At 72.8% G+C, this 20,049-nt stretch carries 15 protein-coding genes and 3 tRNA genes; 8 read left to right on the plus strand and 10 right to left on the minus strand.

Translation table 11 applies throughout. The features are described 5' to 3' along the window. Positions 1–27: 27 nt before the first annotated feature. Both ACFYXV_RS14580 and ACFYXV_RS14585 read right to left on the minus strand, forming a co-directional pair. Positions 28–1,302 carry an ATP-binding protein gene (locus ACFYXV_RS14580; protein ID WP_389383030.1) on the minus strand — a complete coding sequence of 425 codons (1,275 nt, stop codon included), beginning with the start codon at positions 1,300–1,302 and terminating at the stop codon, positions 28–30. After that, complete coding sequence (locus tag ACFYXV_RS14585) at positions 1,299–2,009, minus strand: hypothetical protein (RefSeq protein WP_385464103.1); 711 nt, start codon at positions 2,007–2,009, stop codon at positions 1,299–1,301. The genes ACFYXV_RS14580 and ACFYXV_RS14585 overlap by 4 nt, the downstream gene beginning before the upstream one ends. Before the next feature lie 212 nt (positions 2,010–2,221). On the opposite strand from ACFYXV_RS14585, the gene ACFYXV_RS14590 reads away from it, so the two are divergent. After that, positions 2,222–2,665, plus strand: a complete 444-nt coding sequence (locus ACFYXV_RS14590) for a gamma-glutamylcyclotransferase family protein (protein WP_389383031.1) — start codon at positions 2,222–2,224, stop codon at positions 2,663–2,665. Here the strand turns inward: ACFYXV_RS14590 and dnaG are convergent. The 4 genes from dnaG to ACFYXV_RS14610 all read right to left on the minus strand — a co-directional run bounded on the left by dnaG (position 2,662) and on the right by ACFYXV_RS14610 (position 8,136). Continuing rightward, positions 2,662–4,581, minus strand: a complete 1,920-nt coding sequence (dnaG, locus tag ACFYXV_RS14595; protein ID WP_389383032.1) for a DNA primase — start codon at positions 4,579–4,581, stop codon at positions 2,662–2,664. The genes ACFYXV_RS14590 and dnaG overlap by 4 nt on opposite strands. Before the next feature lie 34 nt (positions 4,582–4,615). Then, positions 4,616–5,890, minus strand: a complete 1,275-nt coding sequence (locus tag ACFYXV_RS14600; RefSeq protein WP_385464094.1) for an NAD(P)/FAD-dependent oxidoreductase — start codon at positions 5,888–5,890, stop codon at positions 4,616–4,618. Positions 5,891–5,983: 93 nt separating this feature from the next. Further along, on the minus strand, positions 5,984–7,324 hold the full coding sequence (locus ACFYXV_RS14605; protein WP_385464177.1) for a deoxyguanosinetriphosphate triphosphohydrolase: 1,341 nt from the start codon (positions 7,322–7,324) through the stop codon (positions 5,984–5,986). Between the two features lie 74 nt (positions 7,325–7,398). Next, positions 7,399–8,136: a sirohydrochlorin chelatase gene (locus tag ACFYXV_RS14610; protein ID WP_389383033.1), complete on the minus strand. Its 738-nt coding sequence runs from the start codon at positions 8,134–8,136 to the stop codon at positions 7,399–7,401. Between the two features lie 330 nt (positions 8,137–8,466). Here ACFYXV_RS14610 and ACFYXV_RS14615 point away from each other — a divergent pair, with 330 nt between their 5' ends. From ACFYXV_RS14615 to ACFYXV_RS14630, 4 genes are all read left to right on the plus strand, one after another. Next, positions 8,467–9,174 (plus strand): vancomycin high temperature exclusion protein, encoded by a 708-nt coding sequence (locus tag ACFYXV_RS14615; protein WP_389383034.1) that lies wholly within the window; start codon positions 8,467–8,469, stop codon positions 9,172–9,174. A 56-nt stretch (positions 9,175–9,230) separates the two neighbouring features. Next, positions 9,231–10,001 carry an SDR family oxidoreductase gene (locus tag ACFYXV_RS14620; protein WP_385464085.1) on the plus strand — a complete coding sequence of 257 codons (771 nt, stop codon included), beginning with the start codon at positions 9,231–9,233 and terminating at the stop codon, positions 9,999–10,001. 103 nt (positions 10,002–10,104) lie between these two features. Continuing rightward, a complete protein-coding gene (locus ACFYXV_RS14625) occupies positions 10,105–12,186 on the plus strand; it encodes a molybdopterin oxidoreductase family protein (protein ID WP_389383035.1) in 2,082 nt (693 codons plus the stop codon). A gap of 185 nt (positions 12,187–12,371) precedes the next feature. Beyond that, on the plus strand, positions 12,372–13,517 hold the full coding sequence (locus ACFYXV_RS14630; RefSeq protein WP_385464079.1) for an RNA polymerase sigma factor: 1,146 nt from the start codon (positions 12,372–12,374) through the stop codon (positions 13,515–13,517). 72 nt (positions 13,518–13,589) lie between these two features. Here ACFYXV_RS14630 and ACFYXV_RS14635 read toward each other — a convergent pair whose 3' ends face one another. The 4 genes from ACFYXV_RS14635 to ACFYXV_RS14650 all read right to left on the minus strand — a co-directional run bounded on the left by ACFYXV_RS14635 (position 13,590) and on the right by ACFYXV_RS14650 (position 19,232). Next, complete coding sequence (locus ACFYXV_RS14635; protein ID WP_385464074.1) at positions 13,590–15,512, minus strand: ABC transporter ATP-binding protein; 1,923 nt, start codon at positions 15,510–15,512, stop codon at positions 13,590–13,592. Beyond that, positions 15,509–17,242 carry an ABC transporter ATP-binding protein gene (locus ACFYXV_RS14640; RefSeq protein WP_385464071.1) on the minus strand — a complete coding sequence of 578 codons (1,734 nt, stop codon included), beginning with the start codon at positions 17,240–17,242 and terminating at the stop codon, positions 15,509–15,511. The genes ACFYXV_RS14635 and ACFYXV_RS14640 overlap by 4 nt, the downstream gene beginning before the upstream one ends. Before the next feature lie 159 nt (positions 17,243–17,401). Further along, positions 17,402–18,856 carry an FGGY family carbohydrate kinase gene (locus ACFYXV_RS14645; RefSeq protein WP_385464068.1) on the minus strand — a complete coding sequence of 485 codons (1,455 nt, stop codon included), beginning with the start codon at positions 18,854–18,856 and terminating at the stop codon, positions 17,402–17,404. Between the two features lie 73 nt (positions 18,857–18,929). Next, positions 18,930–19,232 (minus strand): YtxH domain-containing protein, encoded by a 303-nt coding sequence (locus tag ACFYXV_RS14650; RefSeq protein WP_385464065.1) that lies wholly within the window; start codon positions 19,230–19,232, stop codon positions 18,930–18,932. Between the two features lie 146 nt (positions 19,233–19,378). Between ACFYXV_RS14650 and ACFYXV_RS14655 the strand changes: the two genes are divergently transcribed. The 3 genes from ACFYXV_RS14655 to ACFYXV_RS14665 all read left to right on the plus strand — a co-directional run bounded on the left by ACFYXV_RS14655 (position 19,379) and on the right by ACFYXV_RS14665 (position 19,789). Then, positions 19,379–19,451, plus strand: a tRNA-Asn gene (locus tag ACFYXV_RS14655). A gap of 5 nt (positions 19,452–19,456) precedes the next feature. Continuing rightward, positions 19,457–19,529: transfer RNA gene (locus tag ACFYXV_RS14660), tRNA-Asn, on the plus strand. 186 nt (positions 19,530–19,715) lie between these two features. Next, positions 19,716–19,789: transfer RNA gene (locus tag ACFYXV_RS14665), tRNA-Ile, on the plus strand. Positions 19,790–20,049 lie beyond the last annotated feature (260 nt).

Genomic DNA, 20,049 nt, shown 5'->3' on the forward strand with positions numbered 1-20,049 from the left:
AGTGCGCATCCCGTCCCGGCCCCCGGCTCACGCCGCCGGCAGCGTCACCGTCGCCGCCGCACCCCCCGGAGCCGGGTTCGACAGCCTCACTCGCGCCCCGATCACCTGCGCCTGCCCGAACGCGATCGTCAGGCCCAGCCCCGTCCCCTGCCCCCGCTCCACCGCACCCGTCAGGAACCGCTGCGGCCCCTCGCGCAGCAGCTTCGCCGGAAAGCCCGGACCGTGGTCCCGTACCGTCACCACGTTCCCGCAGACCGTCACCGTGACCGGCTCCACGCCGTGGCGACGGGCATTGGCCAGCAGGTTCATCAGGATCCGCTCCAGGCGCCGCGCATCGGTGCGGACCACCTCCGGGCAGTCCCCGCCCACCACCTCCGCCGCCACCCCCGACCGCTGCGCGATCTTCGCGACCAGCGGACCCAGCGCGTGCGCCCCCAGCTGCGCCTCCTCCCGGCGCGCGTCCAGCCGCGCCACCTCCAGCAGGTCCTCGGTGAGCGTCCGCAGCGCCGCGACCCGGTCCCGCACCAGCTCTGTCGGCCGCCCCGCAGGCAGCAGTTCGGCCGCCGTGTGCAGCCCCGTGAGCGGGGTCCGCAGCTCGTGCGCCACGTCCGCCGTGAACCGCTGCTCCGCCTCCAGCCTCTGCTGGAGGCTGGCCGCCATCGTGTCGACGGCCGAGGACAGCTCGGCGACCTCATTGCGCGTTCCCGGCACGCCTGACGCCCCGATCCGGGCGTCCAGTTCGCCCTCGCTGATCCGGCGGGCCGTCTCGGCCGCCGTCCGCAGGTCCTTGCTCAGCCGGCTCGCCATCAGCGCGCCGCCGATCGCCGCGAGCGTCACCACCCCGGCCCCCGAGGCCACCAGCTGCTGGTCCAGCTCGACCAGTTCGGCCTGCTCGGCGGTGAGCGACCGCCGTACGGACAGCACGTGCTCCCCGCCGACCGGGCGCGCCGCCCACACCGACGGATCCGGCCCGCTCAGGTCGAGGTAGGTGGTGCGCTGCCCCGCCAGGGCCGCCCGGCGCAGCGGCGTCGGCAGCTGCGGGCAGTCGATCCACGCGTCGGCCTCGCCGACCTTGTCCTCGTCCAGCCGCCCGGTGAGCTCGTACACCTGGCGTACGCGGATCAGCTGCGCGAGCGCGCTCTGCCGGGCGCCCTCGCCCACCTGCTGCGCCCTCGCCTCGTGGATCAGCACGCCGATGGTCACGGCGACCAGCGAGCAGCCGACCGCGAGCAGGATCGAGATCTTCCAGCGCAGGCCGAGGGCCCGCAGGAGGTGGCGGCAGCGGACCAGGACGGGCCTCACTCGCACACCTGGCCGTACCTGTCGGTGCGCTTCGGCCGCGGGGTGGCCGGGTCGCCGTCGCAGCCCGGCACGGACTTGCTGTAGCGCCGCTCGTCGCTGACGACCCGCATCCGCTCGCCGTCCCAGTGGTAGCGGACCGCCTGTTCGGAGCCGTCGTCGGCGGCGGTGCGCAGCAGCAGGTCGCCGCCGATCGTCTCGGCGGCCAGCCGGCGGCCGACGGTGAAGAGGATGGGGACGATCCGGGTCCCCTCGGCGGTGTACACGGTCAGCGCGGTGCGCCCCGTCTCCGCGTCGGCCGCGACGATCAGCTCCTGGCCCCCGTCACCGGTGAGGTCGCGGAAGACGGGCGGGCGCATCCCGACCTTGCCGGGCGCGCTGATCCAGCCCTTCGCCGCGAACGCCTTCATCTGCTTGTCGGCGCGTACGACGTCCTGCACGTTCACCGCGGGCAGCCCGCCGGGCCCCACCTCGGGCGCGTTCTTCAACGGCTGCGGCGGGGGCTCCCGGGTGCCGACCGATGCGCCCGGTCCCGAAACGGACTGGTCGGTCCACAGCGGCCAGAGCGACTCGGGACGCGGCTGGGCCGATACGGGCGGTGCGGGCTCGCCTGCGCCCAGCCCTCCGGGTGCGGAGCAGCCGCCGACGGCGAGCGCGCAGAGGACGGCGCACAGGAGGGCGGCGGCGAGGGTGCGGGTCGGTCGCGTCATGAGGAGCCAAATGGGTTCTGAGCCAGGACGGAACGACGGTAGTCGGCGACGATCACGGGCACCGGGAGGTTGTGTAACAGCGGTGCGTACGGTGGAGGGGCGCAGGCAGAATCGGGACCAAAGTCCCGGACGGTGCGCTGTCCGCCGTACCCGAGGGAGGGCCCCGTGACATCAGCCGATCGGCCGCGGAAGCCGGCACAGGGGAAGGCCGGATGACCGCCGAACTCCCCTTCTTCGTGTACGGGACCCTGCGCCCGGGCGAGGTCAACCACGATCTGTTCCTGCGGGGCCGCACGGCCGCCGAGGAGCCCGCCCGGCTGCCGGACGCGCTCCTGTACGACGGCCCCGGCTACCCGTACGCCGTCCCGCACCAGGGGTCGGAGATCGTCGGCGAGCTGGTCACCGCGGCCCCCGGCGCGTACGGGAGGCTGCTGGCCGAACTGGACCGGCTGGAGGAGTACCACGGTCCCGGCCGGCCCCTGAACGTCTACGACCGGGTCCGACGGGACGCCCTCCGCCCCGACGGCACCCGCACCACCGCCTGGGTCTACCTGGCCGCCCCGCTGCTGGCCCGCAGGCTGCGCGAGTCCGGCACCGAGATACCGGGCGGCGACTGGTTCCGCCGGACGCAGTCGCGGGGTACGCGGGCCCCCTAGAGGCCCTCGGCGCCCCGGTTGCGCAGGCGCTGCCCGTACTGCTGGAGGACCCAGAGCTCCTCTTGGACCGCCGCCAGCTGCTCCGGCGGGGCCTGGGTGCCCAGGCGCGACATCGTGCCCTGGATCTCGTGGACCCGGCGGTCTACCGCGCGCAGCCGGACCTGGACCAGCTGCACGCCCGCGTACACCTCGTCCACCGTCTTGGCGTGGATGGCCTCGACGGCCAGCTCGGTGACCAGCGCGCGGACCGTGTCGTTCGGCGCGGCGTCGCGGACCCGGGCCAGGTAGTCGTCGGTGCCCAGCGAGGCGCCGCCCGCGGACTGGATGGCCTCGCGGACCGCCGCGTACGGCGGGGCGGTGAACTCGTCGACCCCGTACGCGTCGAAGGCCGGGGAGACCAGGGCCGGCCGCTGGAGCGCCAGCTTGAGCAGCTCGCGCTCGGTGCGGTGCGCGGGGCTGCGCAGGTTCAGCGCCGGTCCGCCGCCCGCGGGGGCGCTCGGCGCGGGGGCCGCCTCGTACGAGGACGCCTGCGAGGACCGGCCGCGGCCCTGCTGCTGCCCGCCGCCCTGGCCGCCCCGCTCACGCGCCCAGCGCGCCAGCTGCGCGACCCGCTTGACGACGAACTGCTCGTCGCGGATGCCGAGCATCCCGGCGAGCTGGACCGCCGACTCGTGCTGGATCGCGATGTTCTTGATGTTGGCGACGACCGGGGCCGCCTCGTCCAGCGCGGCGGCGCGGCCCGCCGGGTTCTCCAGGTTGTGCCGGGCCACGATGTGCCGCAGCGCGAACTCGAACAGCGGGGTACGGGCCTCCACCAGCCCGGACACCGCCGCGTCCCCCTGCGCCAGGCGCAGGTCGCACGGGTCCATGCCGCCGGGGGCGATGGTGATGGAGGTTTCGGCGGCGAACTTCTGGTCGTCCTCGAAGGCGCGGAGCGCGGCCTTCTGGCCGGCCGCGTCCCCGTCGAAGGTGAAGATCACCTCGGCCGTCGCGTTGTCCATCAGCAGGCGGCGCAGGATCTTGATGTGGTCGCCGCCGAAGGCGGTGCCGCAGGTCGCGATCGCGGTGGTGACCCCGGCCATGTGGCAGGCCATCACGTCCGTGTAGCCCTCGACCACCACGGCCCGAGAGGTCCGCGCGATCTCCTTCTTCGCCAGGTCGATGCCGTACAGGACCTGGGACTTCTTGTAGATCGCCGTCTCGGGGGTGTTCAGGTACTTCGGCCCGTTGTCGTCGTCGCGCAGCTTGCGCGCGCCGAAGCCGACCACCTCGCCGCTGATGTCGCGGATCGGCCACATCAGCCGGCCGCGGAAGCGGTCGATGGGCTTGCCGCTGCGGCTGTCCTGGGCCAGGCCGGAGGTGATCAGCTCCTTGTCGCTGAAGCCCTTGCCGCGCAGGAAGCGGGTCAGGTGGTCCCAGCCGGCCGGGCTGTACCCGACGCTGAAGTGCTCGGCCGCGGCCTGGTCGAAGCCGCGCTCCGCGAGGAACCTTCGGCCGATCTCGGCCTCGGCGCCGCCCAGCTGCTCGACGTAGAACTGGGCGGCCGCCTTGTGCGCCTCGACCAGCCGGATGCGCTCTCCGCGACCGCTGGTGCCGGCGGTGTACCCGCCCTCCTCGTACCGGAGGGTGATGCCGGCCTGCCCGGCCAGGCGCTCGACCGCCTCGGAGAAGGAGAGGTGGTCGATCTTCATGATGAAGTCGAGGGTGTCCCCGCCCGCCTGGCAGCCGAAGCAGTGGTAGAGACCCTTGCTGGGACTGACCTGGAAGGACGGGGACTTCTCGTCGTGGAAGGGGCAGAGGCCCTTGAGGTTGCCGCCGCCCGCGTTGCGCAGCTGGAGGTAGTCGGAGACCACGGCGTCGATCGGGACCGCGTCCCGTACCGCCTTCACATCGTCGTCGTTGATCCGTCCTGCCACCCGTGAAGTCTACGGCCGGGCGCCGACAAACCCGTCAGGCCCCCTCCGCCCCCACCAGGGAGTCCAGCGGAACCGACGGGTCCGCCAGGGCCTCGCGGTCGACCGGGGCCTTCGAGCGGATCAGCGCCTGGATGTGCTCGGTGACATCCCACACATTCACGTTCATTCCGGCCAGCACCCGCCCGTCGGACAGCCAGAACGCGATGAACTCCCGCTTGGCCACGTCCCCGCGGATCAGCACCTGGTCGTAGCCGCCCGCCGGGGCGTAGCCCGAGTACTCCAGGCCCACGTCGTACTGGTCGGAGAAGAAGTACGGCACCCGGTCGTACGAGACCTCCTGGCCCAGCATCGCCCGGGCCGCGGCCGGACCCCCGTTGAGGGCGTTCGCCCAGTGCTCGACCCGCAGCCGGGTCCCGAGCAGCGGGTGGTGCGCGGCGGCCACGTCCCCGACGGCGAACACGTTCGGATCGCTGGTGCGCAGCGAGGCGTCCACGGCGATGCCGCCGCCGTGCTGGCGGTCGACCAGCTCGAGCCCGGAGGTCTCGGCGAGCGCCGTCCGCGGCGCCGCCCCGATCGCCGCGAGCACGGCGTGCGCCGGATGCTCCTCCCCGTCGTCGGTGCGGGCCGCGAGCACCATGCCGTCGTGCCCGACGATCTCGGTGAGCCGCGCGCCGAAGTGGAAGCGGACCCCGTGCTCCTCGTGCAGGTCACCGAAGAGACGGCCGATCTCCGGACCGAGCACCGCGTGCAGCGGCGTGGCCAGAGGCTCGACCACGGTGACCTCGGCCCCGTAGGCGCGGGCCGCTGCGGCGACCTCCAGGCCGATCCACCCGGCGCCCGCGATCAGCAGGTGGCCGTTGTCCCGGCCGAGGGCGGCCAGTACGCCCTTCAGCCGCTCGGCGTGCGCGAGCCGGCGCAGGTGGTGCACCCCGGCCAGGCCCGTGCCCGGGATGTCGAGGCGGCGCGGCTCGGCCCCCGTGGCCAGCAGCAGCTTGTCGTAGTGCAGCGCCGTGCCGTCACCGAGGACGATCTTGCGGGCCTCCCGGTCCAGCTGGACCGCGGGCTGGCCGAGGTGCAGCTCGATGTCGGCCTTCGCGTACCAGGACGGCTCGTGGACGAAGACGCTGTCGCGCTCCTCCTTGCCCTGGAGGTACCCCTTGGACAGCGGGGGCCGTTCGTAGGGATGGTCGCGCTCGTCGCCGACCAGGATCACCCGCCCCGTGAACCCCTCGGACCTCAGCGTCTCCGCCGCCTTGGCCCCGGCGAGCCCCGCGCCGACGATGACGAATGTCCGGTGTGCGTCGACCACCTGATGCCTCCTCATAACCTCTCCGCCACATGCGACCACATGCGAGCGTCCCGCACTGAGCCTGCCGCGTGAAGGGGGAATGGCCCGATCGGCTCACCCGACCGCACGGCGCGCGCGCCGTGTGAGCCGGGCGTGCAGGGAGCGCGCGGAGGCGTCCGTGAGCGCCGCGATCTGGTCGATGACGGCCCGTTTGCGCGCCCTGTCGTCGGGCGCCGCATCGAAGATCGCCCGGAACTGCGGGTCCAGTCCCTCGGGGGCGCGGGCGCTGAGGGCCTCGGCGAGTTCGGCCAGGACGATGCGCTGGTCGGCGCGGAGCCGCTCCTGCTCGTCGCGCTGCATCACGTACAGGTCGGCCACCGCCTTGAGGACCGCGCACTCGTTGCGCGCCTCGCGCGGGACGACCAGCTCCGCCGCGTACCGGGTCAGGCGGCCGGAGCCGTACGCCTCGCGGGTGGCGCCCTCGGCGGCCAGGCAGAACCGGCCGATCAGCTGGCTGGTGGCGTCCTTGAGGCGGGCCTGGGCGACGGCCGACCCGTCGTACCCGTGGGGCCACCACTCCTGCTCCATCAGCCGGTCGAGGGCCTCGCGCAGCTCCTCGGGCGCGGTGTCGGCCGGCACGTACCGGCCGATCGCGACCCGCCAGATGGCCGTGCGCTCGGGCTCGGCGAAGAGGAGGTTCGGGTCGAGGTGCCCGGCGTGCAGCCCGTCCTCGAAGTCGTGGACGGAGTAGGCCACGTCGTCCGACCAGTCCATCACCTGGGCCTCGAAGCACTTGCGGTCCGCGGGCGCGCCGCGCCGCAGCCACTCGAAGACCGGCAGGTCGTCCTCGTACGCGCCGAACTTGACCGAGTCGGGATCGGTGGGGTGGCCGCCGCGGGCCCAGGGGTACTTGGTGGCGGCGTCCAGGCAGGCCCGGGTGAGGTTGAGGCCGACGCTGACGAGCTCGCCGGTGGCCGGGTCGGGCACGAAACGCTTCGGCTCCAGGCGGGTCAGCAGGCGCAGCGACTGGGCGTTGCCCTCGAATCCGCCGCAGTCCTTGGCGAACTCGTTCAGCGCCTCCTCGCCGTTGTGACCGAAGGGCGGGTGGCCCATGTCGTGCGAGAGGCAGGCGGCCTCGACGAGGTCGGGATCGCAGCCGAGGGCCGCGCCGAGCTCGCGGCCGACCTGGGCGCACTCCAGGGAGTGCGTCAGTCGGGTCCGGGGGCTGGCGTCCCAGTCGTACGAGCGGCTGCCGGGGGTGACCACCTGGGTCTTCCCGGCGAGGCGGCGCAGGGCGGCGGAGTGCAGCACGCGGGCCCGGTCGCGCTGGAAGGCGGTCCGGCCGGGGCGTTTGTCGGGCTCGGCGGCCCAGCGCTCGGTGTCGGACGCGTCGTACGGGGCGCCGGGGGCGTCCGGGTCGGGGTGCGGGGCGGGTGCGGTGCCGGTGCGTTCCATGCCTTCCATGCTCAGACGGTAACCGGGAACACCGACAATGCGACCAATCTGAGCAATTCGCGCGGGCGGGGTCTTTACGCGGTGGCCAGTTCGAGGGCGGTCGGGGCGGGCGGGGAAGTGCGCTGCACGGCCAGGGCCTCGTCGTAGCGCCGCAGTACGAGGCGGGCCAGGGCCGGGTGGTCGCCGAGCGGCGCGGACGCGGGGCCGGGCGCGGCGGCGGCGCACTGCGCGGCGAAGCGGCCGGGGGCGGTGAAGTAGGAGGCCACCGCGATCCGGTGGTGGCCGCGGGCGGCGAGGGCGCGGACGGCGTCGGGGACGGTGGGTGCGGCGGCGGAGGCGTAGGCCGGTACGACGGCCGCGCCGCCGAGGCGTTCGGAGAGCAGGCCGGCGGTGCGGCGGGTGTCGGCCGCCGCGTCGGGGTCGCGGGAGCCGGCGGCGGCGAGGACGACGGCGGTGCCCGCGCCGGCGACCCAGCCGGCCTCCAGCAGCCGCTCGTACAGGGCCTCGACCAGCAGCGGATGCGGGCCGAGCGGGGCGGCGACGCGGGTGTCCAGGTGGGTGGCGCGGGCGGCGGCCGCGGGGAGGTCGCGCTTGACGTGGTGGCCGCGGCCGAGGAGCAGCGGGACGAGGACGGCCGCGCCGGTCGTCTCCCGGAGGGTCTCGCCGAGCAGTGGCCGGTTCAGCTCGATGTGGCCGAGCCGGACGTCGAGGCGGGGGCGGAGCTCGCGGATCCGGTCGAGGAGGGCGGAGGCGGCGGGGAGGGCGCGGGGGTCACGGCTGCCGTGGGCGACGGCGACGAGTGTGGGCTGCATGAGGGGGCTCCGTCGGACCGGCCCCCCGCCGGGCGCCAGGGGCGCAGACCGCTGAGCTGCGTGCCGAGCTGGGTGGTGATCCGGGTCAGCAGCTCCGTGCCGGTGGCGGGGGGAAAGGGGAGGGACAGGGACTCGGGAGGGTGCACCAGCTCCGTCATGAACCGATCCTGCGGTCCGCAGATGTCGGTGGCGTTGCGCAAGGGTGACGGGTGTTTACCGGTAGCTCACCCGCTCATTCGTACGAGTGAAAGGCGAGGCGGGGGGAACTGCGTCGCGGGCGTTGATCGTCAATGTGTGCGAACGAGGTGTGGCGCAACGGGGGGATCGGCCATGAAGCGGACGTTGGAGCGGGCGGGGAAGCGGAAGCCGTCGCCGGGCTGGATGAGGACGGTGGCGGGGCGGCGGCGGGCCGTCCGGGCGGTGGTGGCCGGATGCGTGCTGTTCCTGCTGCCCTCGGCCTGGACGCACGCGGCGGCCGCGGACCGGCTGCGGACCACGGCCGACGCTCCGGCCGCCGAGGTGGCGGTGGTGTTCGGGGCGGGGCTGTGGAACGGGCGGCCGACCCCGTATCTGGCGAGGCGGCTCGACGCGGCGGTGGAGCTGTACCACACGGGCAAGGCCAAGGTGGTGCTCGTCACCGGGGACAACGGCCGCACCGAGTACGACGAGCCCGACGCGATGCGGACGTACCTGACGGCGCACGGGGTGCCGGACGACCGCGTCGTCAGCGACTACGCCGGGTTCGACACGTGGGACTCCTGCGTCCGGGCCAAGGAGATCTTCGGGGTGAAGCGGGCCGTGCTGATCAGCCAGGGCTTCCACATACGCCGGGCCGTCGCGCTGTGCGGCGCGGCGGGCCTGGACGCGTACGGGGTCGGGGTGGACGACGAGCACGACGCGACCTGGTACTACGGCGGCACGCGCGAGGTCTTCGCGGCGGGCAAGGCCGCGCTGGACGCGGCCTTCAAGCCGGAGCCGCGCTTCCTGGGGCCGAAGGAGCAGGGGGTGTCGCGGGTCCTGGCCGCTCTGGCAGACTGACGCACCGTCGGCCTGGTATGCCGATTAGTCATATGGCTTCGTCAGGGGTGTGGACCATGGCTGTTGTGGATCTGACCGGCAAGACCGTCGTCGTCACCGGGGGAGCGCGCGGGCTGGGCGCGGCGGCCGCGCGGGCCGTCGTGGACGGGGGCGGCAGCGTGCTGATCACCGACGTGCTGGAGGCGGAGGGCGCTTCGACGGCCGAGAAGCTGGGCGGCGCGGCGCGGTTCCTGCGGCACGACGTCACGAGCGAGGCCGACTGGCAGGCCGCCCTCGACCACGCGGTGGCCGAGTTCGGGCGGATCGACGGCCTGGTGAACAACGCCGGCATAGCCACCGGGCAGCTCCTGGAGCACGAGAGCGTCGAGCACTTCCGGCAGGTCGTCGAGATCAACCTGGTCGGCACCTTCATCGGCATCAAGACCGCGATACCTCTGCTGCGGGCGAGCGGCGGCGGCTCCATCGTCAACATCTCCTCGGCGGCCGGGCTCATGGGCCTGGCGCTCACCGCCGGGTACGGAGCCTCCAAGTGGGGCGTGCGCGGCCTGTCGAAGATCGGCGCGGTCGAGCTCGCCGAGGCGGGGATCCGCGTCAACTCGGTCCACCCGGGCATGACGCTGACCCCGATGACCGCCCCGATCGGCATCCGGTCCGGCGAGGGCGGATTCCCCGGCGCCCCGCTGGGCCGCGTCGGCGCCCCGGAGGAGACGGCCGCGGCCGTCGCCTTCCTCCTCTCCGACGCCGCCGCGTACATGACGGGCGCCGAACTGGCCGTGGACGGCGGCTGGACGGCGGGCCCGCCGATACGGAACCCCGGCGTGCGGTAGCGCCGGTCCTCACCGGGCGGCGGCGGGCGTGCTGAGGCGGTCGTACGGGAGGCGTAACCGGAGGCGGCGGTCGGCGTAACACCGGCGGCGCAGGCTGGGCCGCATGCGCACCCCCGATCCCGCCACCGCCACGCACTGCCCGTACTGCGCGCTGCAATGCGGGATGAACCTCCGCCCTGAGCCGGGCGGCGCGGGCGTGGTGGTGGAAGAGCGGGCCGATTTCCCCGTGAACCGGGGCGCGCTGTGCGGCAAGGGGCGGACCGCCCCCGCCGTGCTCTCCTCCCGGGTGCGCCTGACCGGGCCGCTCGTCCGCACCCACGCCACCGGACGGCTGGAGCCGGCCACCTGGGAGGAGGCCCTCGACGCCGTCGCCGAGGGCCTCGCCCGCACGGGCCGTGCGCACGGACCCGACGCGGTCGGGGTGTTCGGGGGCGGCGGGCTGACCAACGAGAAGGCCTACGCGCTCGGCAAGTTCGCCCGCGTCGCCCTGCGGACCTCGCAGATCGACTACAACGGCCGCTTCTGCATGTCCTCGGCCGCCGCGGCCCACCAGCGGGCCTTCGGCCTGGACCGCGGACTGCCCTTCCCCCTGGAGGACGTCCCGCGGACCGGCTGTGTCATCCTCGTCGGCTCCAACCCCGCCGAGACCATGCCACCCGCCCTGCGCTACCTCACCGAACTCAAGGCGAACGGCGGCACGCTGATCGTCGTCGACCCGCGCCGCACGCGCACCGCCGAGCAGGCCGACCTGCACCTCGCCCCCCGCCCCGGCACCGACCTCGCCCTGGCCCTCGGCCTGCTGCACCTGGTCGTCGCCGAGGGGCGCACCGACGAGGAGTTCATCGCCGGGCGCACCACCGGCTGGCCGCAGGCCCGCGCCGCGGCCATGGCGCACTGGCCGGAGCTGGTGGAACGGATCACCGGTGTGCCCGTCCCCAAACTCCGCGAGGCCGCCGCCCTGTTCTGCGAACCGGACTCCGCGATGGTGCTGACCGCCCGCGGGCCCGAGCAGCAGTCCAAGGGCACCGACACCGTCGGCGCCTGGATCAACCTCTGCCTGGCCACCGGCCGCGCGGGCCGCCCGCTCTCCGGGTACGGCTGCCTCACCGGCCAGGGCAACGGCCAGGGAGGCCGCGAGCACGGCCAGAAGGCCGACCAGCTCCCCGGCTACCGCAAGCTCACCGACCCGGCCGCGCGGGCGCACGTGGCCGAGGTCTGGGGGGTCGACCCCGGGACCCTGCCCGGCCCCGGCCGCAGCGCCTACGAACTCCTCGACGCCCTCGGCACGGAGGTGAAGGCCCTGCTCCTCATGGGGTCCAACCCGGTGGTCTCGGCCCCCCGCGCCGCCCATGTCGAAGACCGCATCCGCTCCCTGGACTTCCTGGCCGTGGCGGACGTGGTCCTCTCCGAGACGGCGGCCCTCGCGGACGTGGTCCTCCCGGTCGCCCAGTGGGCGGAGGAGACCGGCACCACCACCAACCTGGAGGGCCGCGTCCTGCTGCGCCGCCGGGCCCTGACCCCGCCGCCGGGGGTGCGCACCGACCTGGACGTCCTGCACGGCCTGGCCGACCGCCTCGGCATCGAGAAGGGCTTCCCGACCGACCCCCAGGAGGTCTTCGAGGAGCTCCGCCGGGCCTCGGCCGGCGGCCCGGCGGACTACTCGGGCATCTCCTACGCCCGCATCGAAGCCGAACAGGGCGTCTTCTGGCCCTGCCCGGACGACTCCCACGCCGGCACCCCGCGCCTGTTCCTCGACCGCTTCGCCACCGACGACGGCCGGGCCCGCTTCGCGCCCGTCTCCCACCGCGAGGCCGCCGAGGTCCCCGACGCCGAGTACCCGCTGCTGCTCACCACCGGCCGCGTGGTCGCCCAGTACCAGTCGGGCGCCCAGACCCGCCGCGTGGACGAGCTCAACTCGGCCGCCCCCGGCCCCTTCGTGGAACTCCACCCGCGCCTCGCGACCCGTATCGGCGCGGTCGAGGGGGCCCCGCTCGCGGTCGTCTCCCGCCGCGGCCGCGCCGTGGCACCGGCCCGCATCACGGACACGATCCGTGCGGACACGGTCTTCATGCCGTTCCACTGGCCTGGCGAGGGCCGCGCCAACACCCTGACCAACCCGGCCCTCGACCCGGTCTCCCGGATGCCGGAGTTCAAGGTGTGCGCGGTCCGCGTGGAGCCGGCCTGACCGCCGGTCACCTCTCGCCGCCGCCCACCGGCACGAGCGCCCCCGGACCAGGGTCCCGGGGGCGTTTGCACGGCATCGAACTTCTCGGACATGCGTCCGGTCCGCATCGGGATTCCCGGCGGCGGGTAACCATCCGGTCACGCACCGGACTCAGAAAGTGCCCGCACGCCCCTCGTGGCAGCGATGTGCCGTACCCCACACTGAGGTGCGGTGCCCCCGTCCTCGGAGCCCTGGAGGTCGCCCCCGTGCAGACCCGGATCCTGACCGTCAACGCGAGCCCGCCCGTCCAAGACACCCAGGCCACCGCGGGTGAAGAGCCCGAGGTGGACGCCGTGGACGAGGAGCCCGAAGAGCCCGAGGTACCGGAGCTCATCGAGCAGGTGCCCGAGCCGCGCCGCCGCGCCGACACCGGCGGAGCCGGCCCCTCCGCAGACCTGTTCCGCCAGTACCTGCGCGAGATAGGCAGGATCCCGCTGCTCTCCGCCGCCGAGGAGGTCGAACTCGCGCGACGCGTCGAAGCCGGCCTGTTCGCCGAGGAGAAGCTGGGCAACAGCCCAGACCTCGACCTGCGCCTCGCCCTCGACCTCGACAAGCTCGTCGTGATGGGCCGGATGGCCAAGAGGCGCCTCATCGAGTCGAACCTGCGGCTCGTCGTCTCCGTCGCCAAACGCTACGTGGGCCGCGGGCTCACCATGCTCGACCTCGTCCAGGAGGGGAACCTCGGACTCATCCGGGCCGTCGAGAAATTCGACTACGCCCGCGGCTACAAGTTCTCCACCTACGCCACCTGGTGGATCCGGCAGGCGATGTCGCGGGCCCTCGCCGACCAGGCCCGCACCATCCGCGTCCCCGTCCACGTCGTCGAGCTGATCAACCGCGTCGTGCGCGTCCAGCGCCGCATGCTCCAGGAGCGCGGGTACGAGCCCACCGCCGAAGAAGTCGCCGTCCACCTGGAGCTGACCCCCGAGCGGGTCCTGGAGGTACTGCGCCTCGCCCAGGAGCCGGTCTCGCTCCACGCGCCGGTCGGCGAGGAGGACGACGTCGCCCTCGGCGATCTGATCGAGGACGGGGACGCCGCCTCGCCCATGGAGTCCGCCGCGTTCTTCCTGCTCCGCGAGCACCTGGAAGCCGTGCTGTCCACCCTCGGCGAGCGCGAGCGCAAGGTCGTGCAGCTGCGCTACGGCCTCGCCGACGGCAGGCCCCGCACCCTGGAGGAGATCGGGCGGATCTTCGGCGTGACCCGCGAACGCATCCGGCAGATCGAGTCCAAGACGCTCAACAAGCTCCGCGACCACGCCTTCGCCGACCAGCTCCGCGGCTACCTGGACTGAGTACGGAGACTGACACGGAGAAGGGGTGCCCCCGTCAGGAGGGCACCCCCACGCCAAGCCGAGCCCCCGACGCTAGTCGACCTCGGCCACCGCCTGCGCGAACTGTGCCGCGTACAGGCGCGCGTACGCACCCTCCGCGTCCAGCAGCTCCTCGTGCGTGCCCTGCTCCACGATCGAGCCGTTCTCCATCACCAGGATCACGTCGGCGTCGCGGATCGTGGACAGCCGGTGCGCGATCACGAAGGACGTACGGCCGTGCGCGAGGCGCGCCATCGCCTTCTGGATCAGCACCTCGGTACGGGTGTCCACCGAGCTCGTCGCCTCGTCGAGCACCAGGATCACCGGATCCGAGAGGAACGCCCGGGCGATGGTGATCAGCTGCTTCTCGCCGGCGCTGACGCCCGCGCCCTCGTCGTCCAGCACGGTGTCGTAGCCGTCCGGCAGGGTGCGGATGAACCGGTCCGCGTGGGCGGCGCGCGCCGCCTCCTCGATCTCGGCGCGCGTGACCTCGCGCGCCGCGCCGTAGGCGATGTTCTGCGCGATGGTGCCGCCGAACAGCCAGGTGTCCTGGAGCACCATGCCGATGCCGCCGCGCAGTTCCTCACGGGTCATCTTGGCGATGTCCACGCCGTCCAGGGCGATCTCGCCGCCCGTGACCTCGTAGAACCGCATCAGCAGGTTCACCAGCGTGGTCTTGCCGGCGCCCGTCGGGCCGACGATCGCCACCGTGTGGCCGGGCTCGACCGTCAGCGACAGGTTCTCGATCAGCGGCTTGTCCGGCTCGTAGCGGAAGGCCACCTTGTCGAGGGTGACCTGGCCGCGGATCTGCTCCGGACGCTCCGGAACCTCCGCGTCCGGCTCCTGCTCCTCCGCGTCGAGCAGCTCGTACACCCGCTCCGCCGAGGCCACGCCGGACTGCACCAGGTTCGCCATCGACGCGACCTGCGTCAGCGGCATCGAGAACTGGCGCGAGTACTGGATGAACGCCTGCACGTCACCGATCGACAGGGACCCCGAGGCCACCCGCAGACCGCCGACGACCGCCACCAGCACGTAGTTGATGTTCGAGATGAAGAACATCACCGGCTGCATGATCCCGCTGACCAGCTGCGCCTTGAACGAGGCCCGGTACAGGGCCTCGTTGTGCTCGGCGAAGACCGCCGCGGACTCCTTCTGCCGGCCGAACACCTTGACCAGCGTGTGGCCCGAGTACATCTCCTCGATGTGCGCGTTCAGCGCGCCCGTCGACTTCCACTGCGCGACGAACTGCGGCTGCGACTTCTTGCCGATCTTCGCCGCGACGAACACCGACACCGGGATCGTCACCAGCGCGACCAGCGCCAGCAGCGGGGAGATCCAGAACATCATCGCCAGCACACCGACGATCGTCAGCAGCGAGTTGAGCAGCTGCCCCATCGTCTGCTGGAGCGTCTGCCCGATGTTGTCTATGTCGTTCGTGGCGCGGCTGAGCACCTCGCCGCGCTTCTGCCGGTCGAAGTACGACAGCGGCAGTCGCGAGAGCTTCCCCTGGAGCTCCTCGCGCATCCGGTACACGGTGCCGTTCATGATGTGGTTCGACAGCCTCGTCGCGACCAGCATCAGCAGGCCGGCGAGGGTGAAGACCACCAGCGCCCAGATCGCCACGACCCCGACGGCACCGAAGTCGATGCCCTGGCCGGGGGTGAAGTCGGTGCCGGACAGCATGTCCGCCATCCCGCCCTCGCCCTTGGCGCGCAGCCCGTCCAGGGCCTGCTCCTTGGTGATCCCGGCCGGCATCTGGCGGCCGACGATCCCCGCGAACACCAGGTCGGTCGCCTCACCGAGGATCTTCGGACCGACGACCGAACAGCCGACGCTGCCGACGACGGCGACGACCATGCCCCAGAGCCTGCCCCGGTCCTGCGCGATCTGGCCCAGCAGCCGCTTGCCCGAGCCCTTGAAGTCCATGGACCGCTCGGCCGGCCCCATCATCATCCGTCCTCCGGGCCCGCTCATGCGGCCTCCGCCTCCGTCAGCTGGGAGAGCACGATCTCCCGGTAGGTCTCGTTGTCGGCCATCAGCTCGTGGTGGCGTCCTTCGCCCACGACCTGGCCCTCGTCCAGCACGATGATCCGGTCGGCGTCGCGGATCGTGGAGACCCGCTGAGCGACGATCACCACCGTCGCCTCCTCCGTCTCGCGCGAGAGCGCCGAGCGCAGCGCCGCGTCCGTCGCGTAGTCGAGGGCGGAGAAGGAGTCGTCGAAGAGGTAGATCTCGGGGCGCTGCACCAGCGTGCGGGCGATGGCCAGGCGCTGGCGCTGGCCGCCGGAGACATTGGTTCCGCCCTGGGTGACGGGCGCGTCCAGACCGCCCTCAAGCTCGGAGACGAAGTCCTTGGCCTGCGCCACCTCCAGCGCGTGCCACAGCTCCTCGTCGGTGGCGTCGGGACGCCCGTACCGCAGGTTGGAGGCGACGGTCCCGGAGAAGAGGTACGGCTTCTGCGGCACCATGCCGACCGTCTTGGCCAGCAGCTCCGGATCGAGGCGGCGTACGTCCTGGCCGTCGACCAGCACATCGCCGCCGGTCGCGTCGAACAGCCGCGGGACCAGGCCCAGCAGCGTGGACTTGCCGCTGCCGGTGGAGCCGATGACCGCGGTGGTCTCGCCGGGGCGGGCCACCAGGTCCACCCCGCGCAGCACCGGCGCCTCGGCGCCCGGGTAGCGGAAGTCGGCGCCGCGCAGTTCCAGCTGCCCGCGGGCGAGCAGCTTGCGCACGGGATCCACGGGCGGGACCACGCTGGACTCGGTGTCCAGGACCTCCTGGACGCGCTCGGCGCAGACCTCGGCGCGCGGCACCATCATGAACATGAAGGTGGCCATCATCACGGACATGACGATCTGCATCAGATAGGCGAGGAAGGCCGTCAGCTGGCCGATCTCCATGCCGCCGCTGTCGACGCGCATCGCGCCGAACCAGATGACGGCGACGCTGGAGATGTTCACGACCACGATGACCGTCGGGAACATCAGCGCGAGCAGCTTGCCGGCGGCGAGGGAGACCCCGGTCAGGTCGGCGTTGGCCTCCCGGAACCGGTCCTTCTCGTAGTCGTCGCGGATGAAGGCGCGGATCACGCGGTTGCCGGTGATCTGCTCGCGCAGCACGCGGTTCACGGTGTCCAGACGGACCTGCATCTTGCGGAACAGCGGCCGCGTCTTGAACACGATCGCGCCGACCGACAGGCCGAGGACGGGGACCACGGCCAGCAGCACGCCCGACAGCTTCACGTCGAGCGAGAGCGCCATGCCGATGCCGCCGATGCACATGATCGGCGCCGAGACCATCAGCGTGAAGGTCATCAGGACCAGCATCTGGATCTGCTGCACGTCGTTCGTCGTACGCGTGATCAGAGAGGGGGCGCCGAACTGGCCGAGCTCGCGCGCGGAGAAGCTCTGCACCCGGTCGAAGACCGAGGCGCGGATGTCGCGGCCGACGGCGGCCGCGGTACGGGCGCCGAAGTAGACGGCGCCGCAGTTGCACAGGAGCTGGACGAGGGAGACGCCGAGCATCAGGGCGCCGAAGCGCAGGATGTAGCCGGTGTCGCCGCTGACGACACCGTTGTCGATGATGTCGGCGTTCAGCGTGGGCAGGTAGAGGCTCGCACTGGTCTGCAGCAGTTGCAGCAGGACCAGCAGGGCGATCGGTTTCCGGTACGGACCCAGATGGGTCCGCAGAAGTCGTATGAGCACGCGCAGGCTCCGGTCGGCAAGATCGAGGGGGTTCACTCCATCTTCGGCCACCGCGCGGCCGATCCCTACCGGTTTTCGCAAAGGCCGGTCAAAAGGAGTAGACCGGCCGCCGGGCCTACTCCAGCGGCAGTAGTCCCGGCGCCGGAGGGCCCTCGGAACTCAGCCCTGGAAGGCCCCCGGGTGGATCTGCTCCCGCGTCGCGATGTACTGCTGGCGCACCGCCTGCCAGGCAGGGTACTCCTCGCCCGGCTCGAAAACCTGCGCCGCCGGGCCCGGCCACACCGGCGGGGTGTGCGGGGCCAGCGTGCCCTGCTGCACCCCGAGCGCCCACGCGGCCTGGCGGGCCGCACCCAGAGCCGCGTAGTCGGCCGGCGCCGGAACGACGACCTGCGTCCCGAACAGCCCCGGAGCCGCGGCCTGTACGGCGGGCAGCTCGGCCGCCGCGCCCAGCAGGAACACCCGGCGGATCTCCACCCCGCGCGAGCGCAGCACGTCCAGCGCGTCGACCAGCCCGCACAGCATGCCCTCGAACGCGGCCCGCGCCAGGTGCTCCGGCTTCATCGAGTCCCGCCGCAGCCCCGAAAGGGTCCCGGCGGAGTGCGGCAGGTTCGGCGTCCGCTCGCCTTCCAGGTAGGGCAGGAGTACGAGGCCGTGCGCACCCGGCGTCGACTTCAGCGCGAGCTCCGACAGCCCCTCCAGATCGGTGCCGAGCAGCTCGGCGGTGCCGCGCAGCGCCCGTACGGCATTGGAGGTGTTCACCACCGGCAGGTGCATGCCACTGGCGTCGGCCAGCGAGGTGATCAGCCCGCCCGGCTCCGACAGCGCCTCGTGGTGCACGGCCATCACCGAGCCGGACGCGCCCAGCGAGACCACCGCGTCGCCGGGGCCGAGGCCCAGCCCGAGCGCGGCGGCCATGGTCTCCCCGGTGCCCGCGGAGATCAGCAGCCCCTCCGGCGTCATCCCGGCGGCCTCGGCCGGCCCGAGCACCTCGGGCAGCAGCGCCATGTGCCCGAGCGCCAGCTCGACCAGGTCGGGGCGGTACGAACCGGTGGCCGGCGACCAGTACCCGGTACCCGAGGCGCCGCCCCGGTCGGTGGTCCGCCGGGCCGGCCGGCCCAGCAACTGCCAGACCAGCCAGTCGTGCGCGGACATCAGCACGGCCACCCGGCGGGCCGCCTCCGGCTCGGTGCGGGCCAGCCAGGCCAGCTTCGCCACCGGCTGCGCGGACTGCGGTACGGATCCGACGGCCTCGGCCCAGGCCTGCCGGCCGCCCAGCGCCTCGATCAGGTCGACGGCGGCGACCTGGCCGCGCTTGTCGTTGCCGATCAGCGCCGGACGTACGAGGGCGCCCTGCTGGTCCAGCGGCAGCAGCCCGTGCTGCTGCGCGGAGACCCCTATGGCTTGCACGCCTTCGAGGAGCCCGCCGCCGGCGGCCTCGCCGAGGGAGAGCAGCCAGGCCTGCGGGTCGGTCTCGTGGGGGTGGGCGCTCTCGGGATCGCCCGCGGGCTGCGGATGCGGGGCGTACCCCTGGCGCAGCACGGCACCCGTGTCGGTGTCACAGACGACGATACGAGTGAAGGCGGAAGAGCTGTCCAGCCCGGCGACTATCCCCATGCAGAGAATTCTGCCGCACGCCGAGGCGGGATCCGCCGCCCGGAGGCGCCGGATCCCGCCGGTTCCCCGCGGTTCAGGTGTTGCTGGTGCCCCATTCGTCTTCGGCGCCGGCGCCGGCCCGGTCGCGCAGGCCCCGCACCCGTCCGGCCAGGGAGGAGGGCACCGCGTCGCCCACCTTGTGGCTCACGGTGGCGAAGGCCTTCCCGGCGTACTCGCGCCCCGTGTGCCCGGCGCTCTCGGCGGCGTTGCGCACCGCGGGGTTCTGCGCGATCTCGCGCGCGGACTTCTTCAGCTGCTCGTAACGCTCGCGCCCCGCGCGGGTTCCCAGGACGTATCCGAGGGCCAGTCCGACCACGAACGTGACCTTGTACCGCATGCCTGCCACCCTTCGTCGTGTGGTGCCCGGCCGGCTGGCGATACCGATTGGCGGAGCACCCCCCTGCTTGCGCTAATCTATGACTCGCAACGGGCGCTCGCCCCTCCGGCTAGGCCGGAGGTGGGCTGTTCGGTGCACCGCAGCAATCCCCTGTAGCTCAATTGGCAGAGCAGCCGGCTGTTAACCGGCAGGTTACTGGTTCGAGTCCAGTCGGGGGAGCGCAGTCCCCTGTAGCTCAATTGGCAGAGCAGCCGGCTGTTAACCGGCAGGTTACTGGTTCGAGTCCAGTCGGGGGAGCATGGAAGAAGAGGACCTCACGACGGGGTCCTCTTTCTTTTTGCCCTGGTTCGGGAACCGGGCAGCCCTCAGAACGGTCTCCCTGAGCAGGCGAAGCCGATCATGCGAGGCATCCGAGGCAGGAGATCGTATGAGCGGCTATGCTGCGGCAGACGGCGCGCACACATGTACGCGCCACGCCGTGAAGGGGCGGTAGCTCAGCCGGTTAGAGCAGCGGACTCATAATCCGTCGGCCGTGGGTTCGAGTCCCACCCGCCCCACTGCGAGTGCTGGTCAGCAGAAACGTTTTGGCCAGATCGTTCGACGCCCCGTCCGGGCTTTCCGGGCGGGGCGTCTTCGTGTTCCGCCGCGTCCGGCGCAGCGCCGCCCGCCCTCCGGTCCGGCCCGCGTGGCGATCACCAGGAGATGGGCCGACCATGGGACTGCCGGTAGATCACGGGTTCGCGGAGCGGTCCTCCCCGAAGCGCGGGGGGAACCCCGGTGCCATGTCCGGACACCGCCGGAGTGTGCCCTCGAACCG

It is taken from the genome of Streptomyces sp. NPDC002181 (genome assembly GCF_042890485.1).
Classification (GTDB): domain Bacteria; phylum Actinomycetota; class Actinomycetes; order Streptomycetales; family Streptomycetaceae; genus Streptomyces.

Bases quoted from the DNA above. Each gene is read 5' to 3' on its own strand.
- ACFYXV_RS14585 (WP_385464103.1), bottom strand. From the start codon at position 2,009: ATGACGCGACCGACCCGCACCCTCGCCGCCGCCCTCCTGTGCGCCGTC.
- ACFYXV_RS14590 (WP_389383031.1), top strand. From the start codon at position 2,222: ATGACCGCCGAACTCCCCTTCTTCGTGTACGGGACCCTGCGCCCGGGC.
- ACFYXV_RS14605 (WP_385464177.1), bottom strand. From the start codon at position 7,324: ATGGAACGCACCGGCACCGCACCCGCCCCGCACCCCGACCCGGACGCC.
- ACFYXV_RS14610 (WP_389383033.1), bottom strand. From the start codon at position 8,136: ATGCAGCCCACACTCGTCGCCGTCGCCCACGGCAGCCGTGACCCCCGC.
- ACFYXV_RS14615 (WP_389383034.1), top strand. From the start codon at position 8,467: ATGAAGCGGACGTTGGAGCGGGCGGGGAAGCGGAAGCCGTCGCCGGGC.
- ACFYXV_RS14620 (WP_385464085.1), top strand. From the start codon at position 9,231: ATGGCTGTTGTGGATCTGACCGGCAAGACCGTCGTCGTCACCGGGGGA.
- ACFYXV_RS14625 (WP_389383035.1), top strand. From the start codon at position 10,105: ATGCGCACCCCCGATCCCGCCACCGCCACGCACTGCCCGTACTGCGCG.
- ACFYXV_RS14635 (WP_385464074.1), bottom strand. From the start codon at position 15,512: ATGAGCGGGCCCGGAGGACGGATGATGATGGGGCCGGCCGAGCGGTCC.
- ACFYXV_RS14645 (WP_385464068.1), bottom strand. From the start codon at position 18,856: ATGGGGATAGTCGCCGGGCTGGACAGCTCTTCCGCCTTCACTCGTATC.
- ACFYXV_RS14650 (WP_385464065.1), bottom strand. From the start codon at position 19,232: ATGCGGTACAAGGTCACGTTCGTGGTCGGACTGGCCCTCGGATACGTC.